This is a genomic window from Trueperella bernardiae, from assembly GCF_001469025.1.
Taxonomy (GTDB): Bacteria; Actinomycetota; Actinomycetes; order Actinomycetales; family Actinomycetaceae; genus Trueperella; species Trueperella bernardiae.
This window is the reverse complement of sequence record NZ_LNIZ01000016.1, coordinates 1-5,852: the sequence shown is the minus strand read 5'-3', so window position 1 is coordinate 5,852 and position 5,852 is coordinate 1. Positions and strand designations below refer to the sequence as shown.

Annotated in this window: 4 protein-coding genes and 2 pseudogenes; 4 read left to right on the top strand and 2 right to left on the bottom strand. The window is 54.2% G+C overall.

Translation table 11 applies throughout. The features are described 5' to 3' along the window. Positions 1–131 (top strand): IS3 family transposase (locus AQZ59_RS09935; protein ID WP_330218614.1); only part of this gene is annotated, 131 nt, incomplete at its 5' end. A 54-nt stretch (positions 132–185) separates the two neighbouring features. Here the strand turns inward: AQZ59_RS09935 and AQZ59_RS08905 are convergent. Next, a pseudogene (locus tag AQZ59_RS08905) lies at positions 186–1,184 on the bottom strand (FecCD family ABC transporter permease); the annotation flags it as partial. A gap of 320 nt (positions 1,185–1,504) precedes the next feature. Between AQZ59_RS08905 and AQZ59_RS08900 the strand changes: the two are divergent. From AQZ59_RS08900 to AQZ59_RS08890, 3 genes and pseudogenes are all read left to right on the top strand, one after another. Continuing rightward, positions 1,505–3,241, top strand: a complete 1,737-nt coding sequence (locus AQZ59_RS08900) for an ABC transporter ATP-binding protein/permease (RefSeq protein ID WP_062614290.1) — start codon at positions 1,505–1,507, stop codon at positions 3,239–3,241. A gap of 6 nt (positions 3,242–3,247) precedes the next feature. Continuing rightward, on the top strand, positions 3,248–4,975 hold the full coding sequence (locus tag AQZ59_RS08895; RefSeq protein WP_062614289.1) for an ABC transporter ATP-binding protein: 1,728 nt from the start codon (positions 3,248–3,250) through the stop codon (positions 4,973–4,975). A gap of 335 nt (positions 4,976–5,310) precedes the next feature. Beyond that, a pseudogene (locus tag AQZ59_RS08890) lies at positions 5,311–5,688 on the top strand (ADP-ribosylglycohydrolase family protein); the annotation flags it as partial. Positions 5,689–5,721: 33 nt separating this feature from the next. Here AQZ59_RS08890 and AQZ59_RS09930 read toward each other — a convergent pair. After that, positions 5,722–5,852, bottom strand: a 131-nt coding sequence (locus tag AQZ59_RS09930; RefSeq protein ID WP_330218614.1) for an IS3 family transposase, incomplete at its 5' end; no start/stop codon positions are given.

Genomic DNA, 5,852 nt, shown 5'->3' with positions numbered 1-5,852 from the left:
GTGAAGAGGTCTACGAAGGCGTTGCCACCTGGATCGAGGGATTCTATAACCACAAACGAATCCATTCAGCGATCGGCTACCAAAGCCCGGTCGAATACGAACTCCACGCCGGACTGGACCTCGCGGCGTGAACTACACAACGAAACCGTCAACAACAAGCGGGCAAGCCCATATCTTTTGATTAGGGCCATTAGCATCGGAGTTCCTACAAGCGCGGTAAGGATGCCAATAGGTATTTCGGCGGGTCGGATTATGATGCGAGTGCAGGTGTCGGCTATGACAACTAGGAGTGCGCCGCACAAGGCGGCGATGGGTAGTGCGGCCCGCGTTGTGGAGCCAACCAGTTGTTTGGTGATGTGGGGAACCACAAGGCCAACGAAGCCGATTGCTCCGGTGAGGGACACGAGGACGGCAACGGTTAAGGCTACGACGAGGAACAGTAGGTTGCGGTAGAGGCGGGGGCTTGTCCCTAGTGAGATTGCTGTGTCGTCACCAAGGTTGAGTATGTCTACCCTCCTGCCCCATATTGCGAAGCAGGCGAGGGCGACAATGACCACCGCGGTGGCAAGTGCGGTGTCACCCCAAGTGGCATTGGATAGAGAGCCGAGCGTCCAGAACATGACTGATTTGGTTCCGGCAGCGTTTTTTGCCATGAGTGTGATCAGGCTGGTCAGCGCTGAAAACAGGTAGGTGGTTGCCATGCCAGCAAAAATGATGCGCGTGGGAGTGATTTTCCCACCGGCCGAGGCCAGAAGGGTGACGAGAATGATGGCTGCTAGTGCCCCAAGAAAAGCGCCGATGGTGACGCCCAGTGCGGATAGCACACTGCTGGAGGTGCCCAGAACAATTACGGCGGCCGCGCCGGCAGATGCACCCGACGAAATGCCGAGGATGTAGGGATCGCCCAGCGGGTTGCGTAAGAGTGACTGGGTGATGAGGCCGCATATGCCAAGTCCGGCACCAACTATTGCTCCAAGAACAGCGCGGGGGAATCGGACCTGCCCGATGATTTGGGTGTCAACGTCATTGGTGGGCGTGTGTAATAGGGTGGTTTTGATCCCTTCGAGCGCTGCGTATAGGGAGATGTCAGTGGCTCCTACGATTACCGCAACAACAAGGGCGCACACCAGCAGGATGGATAACGCGGCGGCTAGGACAAGGCGTTGATAGCGCTTAGTTAACATGGTGCGCTCATGCCTTTCATACTCGCACTACCTGTCGCAACATAACCCCCATGGATTTGCGTGGTCAGAGCAGTTCCGCCACTGACGTGGAGCAGATTTCCCTCAGATAAGCGGATCTGTTCTAGAAGCTGGGCATTGCCCGCGCATACCTCATTGCGCTGCAAAATCTGCGGGTTCACAAGCCCTCCTGGCTGGTGTGATAAAGCTGTGCGCTCTTGTCATGCTGAGAGAAACATGCCAAACTGCACTTAGGTAAGCATAACCTAAGGTTAGTTTTGTGGCTAGTCCTGCTTTCTTCAGACACGCGAAGGTGGATAACCATGTTCATGAAGCAGCGTTTAGTGATGCGCGCAGCCGGGCTATCCGTGAGGATGTTGACTCCCGCCGTTTTAGTGGGCGTCCTCGTCTCTGGCTTGTTCATCGCCACTGCGGTATGTAACGCGATCCTGTTTAATGAACTACTCACTACCCGCCACATGCCTACAGTGATGGGCCTGATCGTAACTATCGTCATCCTGCTTTTGGTTCGCCCACTAGTGCAGGTGGGCGGGCAACTGTTACAAAACCGTGCCGGACTGGTGGTGAAAAGCCGGTTGCGCCGTGCCCTCCTTGAACAAATCGACGCTCGCGGTCCCATGCGGGCGGGGTTTGGCCGTTCTGGGCAAATCCAGTCGGTTGTGACTGATGGGGTCGAGGCAGTGGAGCCCTACTTCGTTAAATACTTCACCCAGCTGGCGGTCACTGTTATTACCGCTACAGGGTTGACGATAGCTATCGGAGCAATCAGCCCATTGATTGCGGGAGCGCTATTGATCTGCGGCGTCGCTATTATCGCTATCCCACGGCTATGGGACAAAGCCCTTTCCGATCGGGGGCAGTCCCACTGGATCGCGTATGAGGATCTCAACGCGGACTTTGTTGACGCCATGATGGGAATGGCAACGCTGAAATCGTTTGGGGCCGCCCAAAATCACGGTGAAAAACTAGCTAAGCAATCACGCCAATTGTTGTCAACAACAATGGGCCAGCTTCGCCTTTCGCTGGGGGAAACTGGCCTGTCCAGCATGATGAAGGTGCTTGGTCCTGCTCTTGGCCTGGTTATTGCTATCAGCTTGATACGGGCCGGCGATATGCCGATGAACCACTTGTTCATCATCACTTTGTTATCGATTGAGCTGTTTCGCCCATTCACTGCATTGTCAACGTGTTGGCATGAGGCATTCTTCGGGATTTCTGCTCTGCCAGCAATGAGTGAACTATTCGATCAAGAGGGTGTCCAAACCAAACCCTCCGCAACGGTTGAACGTCACCATGATGGCACCGGGGTGTCCTTCATTGATACCAGCTACACGTATTTGAGTGCGACGAAGCCCGCGCTTTCAAACGTTACGTTCGACGCGCTGCCAGGGAAGACAACTGCTCTGGTTGGTCTGTCCGGGTCAGGTAAATCCACAGCATTAGGGCTACTGATGGGTTTTGACCATCCCAATAGTGGAACGATCACGGTTGGTGGCGTGCCAGCAGACCAACTGAACATTGCGCAGGTAGCTACCCTGGTTCCGCAAGATCCCATTATTTTCCCTGGAACTATCAGATCCATATTGGCTGAAGCTAACCCGAAAGCGGATGACGAGGCAATGATGAACGCCTTAACTTTGGCCTGCGCTAACGATTTGCACCAGGATGTCAGCGGTCAAGCAGGAAATGATAGTGTGCTTGACTTGGTGATTGAGGAGCATGCCCACAATCTTTCTGGCGGGCAGAAACAGCGGTTAGCGATTGCGCGTGCTCTGATTCGCCAGTGTCCACTGCTGATCCTCGATGAATCTACGTCAGCGTTAGATACCCAGACGGAAACCGCTGTGCTTTCCAATATTCGCCGCGCTTATCCGGATCTCACGCTTATTCTGGTCACCCACCGCACGGATGCCGCTGCGCAAATGGATCACGTTGTGGTGATGGGAGATGGCCGCGTGCTCTGCGCTGGTGCACCCCAGATTCTGGCTGGTGAAGACAACGCGTGGTCACAGCTTATCGACGCACAGTTAGGAGCCTGATCCGCCATGTTTTCTGCGTTTAGCGACTTCATTGCGCTGATGAAACGGCTACGCGAATGTGTTCCTCTTTTCGTTTCCTCCACGATCGTTACCGCTTTGGCGCAAATCAGTGTTGTGGGTGTGTCGGTTACGTCCGTGTGGGTTTCAACCCGGTTCATTCTTGACCCGGCTCATGACCTCACGCCGCTGGTGACTTTGCTGTTCACTTTGGTGGTGGTTCATGCGGCCAGTACCCTGTTTGAAGTGTGGTGGTCGCACGAAGTTGCCTATCGAATTTTGCACACTTTGCGAGTGCACATCTATGGGGCTATCGAACGAATCGCACCACTCGGGCTCCACGGGAAACGCACTGGCGATGTGGCGTCAGCGGCCATGAATGATGCGGAACAGCTTGAGTGGTTTTATGCGCACACTGCGTCTACCGCAATCTGCGCGGTGTTCTCGCCAGTAGTGTTCACTGGTGTTCTTGTTAGCTTTGTGGGGCCGCTGGGGCTGATCATGCTAGTTCCCACTATCGCTATGATCGTATTCCCCTTCATTCTCATGCCCATTCAGCGTATGCAGGGCACACAGATGCGTAGTCAGCTAGCCGGGTTGCGGGTTGCGGTGTTGGACTCCATTCAGGGGCAACGCGAGTTGCGTTCCCTCGGAATGGTTGAGAAACAAAATCAGCTTATTCTTGACTTGACACGTCAAGTGCAGGCCACAAAAAATGCGCAAACCATGCGGCAAGCGTGGGAGTCAGCGTTCGCGATGATCGTTACCACGATCGGATCTACCATTTTGTTAATTATCCTCACTGGACGTGTGCTTGACGGCAGTTTGGATGCGGCGATACTTCCCGTTGCTGTGGTTTTGGCGGGGCTTGTACCCACGCCGGCCACCACGTTGGTGGGAATGCTTGGGCGCGTTGGAGAGATCGGTGCCTGTGCACACCGGATCAATACGATTCTTCACGTGAAAGACCCGATTCCTGCTGTACCTGAACCGCACCACACCGCCTATGACGGGGAGGAGAACTGTCTTGTTGTTGATAACGCGGTGTTTGCCTACCAGCCGGAGCTTCCGGTTATCAACAAAGTCAGCCTTACTGCTACTCCGCAACGTTCTGTGGCGATAGTTGGTAAGTCTGGGGCGGGTAAAACTACTTTGGCTAATCTCGCTATGCGCTATTTGGATCCGCGGTCGGGGCAGCTGCGTTTCGATGGGAAGAATTTGCGTGGCTATGAGCCGAACCGCTACCGAGACAGACTGGCCCTGGTGCCTCAGGACTGTCATATTTTTGCTGGAACTGTGCGCGATAATCTTATTTTGGCGAACCCTAATGCTTCTGATGAGGATATTTGGCGGGCTCTTGCCGATGCGGACATTAGCGAGTTGGTGACTTCGCTTGGCGGGCTTGACGCGAGGGTGGGTGATAGAGGAACCACGCTTTCTGGAGGGGAGCGCCAGCGCGTTGGGATTGCGCGTGCATTCTTGCGCAACCCGGATATGCTCATCCTTGACGAGCCGTTAGCTAATATCGATCCGTTCCTTGAAACGTCTATTGCTAAGAACATTCGCCGCGCGCGGGCTGATCGCACGACGGTTGTTATTGCTCACCGGCTTGCTTCTATCCGGATTGCTGACCACATTATTGTTCTTGAGGATGGGCGCATTGTTGCTGACGGGGCCCACGAGCAGCTCAAAAACAACCCCACTTACGCTTCTCTTCTTGGGAGCCAAATAAACTAGTTGGTTGACAGCTTGTTTCCACCCGTTGGCTTTTGCACCTTGAATTCGACACACCGGGAAACCTTATATTGGTTCCGCATCCGGCAATGCTCGTGGGTTGTGGCAACGCTGGGTCTCATACGCTGGCTCACGTAACCTCGCGGGTGGGTATCGTAAGCTGGAGCTACGCAAAGCCCAAGAAGGGGAGCTATACCTCGTCGATAATTTCCGGTACTCGATCGTCGAGTTTTCGACACGAAACTAAATTGGAAGACGTTATCAAACGCGAACCGTATTGGAAGTGCGTGCTTTTAGCTCGGTAGCAGGGTCTTAATGACGACTAGGATGAGGCAGTCATGGGCGAGTTAGACAAACGAAATGAACTGTCTGCAGCTCAGGTGAAAGCGATGTTGCTGGGGGCTGCTACTGGTGATGCTTTCGGAGTTCCCTTCGAGTTCCTCTTGGCAGATGAAATAGCGCAGTATTCATTGGACACGATGCGTGGTTCTGGTGATGAGATTCCGGTTAACTCCCATTGGGGGCGGACAATCCCTGCCGGAGCCTGGAGTGACGATACTTCAATGGCCGTGGCTACGATGGAATCCATTATCCGCACTGGTGGCCAACTGGACCTTACTGACCTGATGAATCAGTTTGTTGCGTGGTGGGAAAAAGGGGAATATAGCGCGCTCGATCATTCTTTCGGTCTAGGCGGCACGGTCAAGTCTGGGCTTGCCCGCTTGTTGTTGACGGTTTCGTTGTGTAGTTCACGCCGCGAGGTCCAGTCCGGCGTGGAGTTCGTATTCGACCGGGCTTTGGTAGCCGATCGCTGAATGGATTCGTTTGTGGTTATAGAATCCCTCGATCCAGGTGGCAACGCCTTCGTAGACCTCTTCAC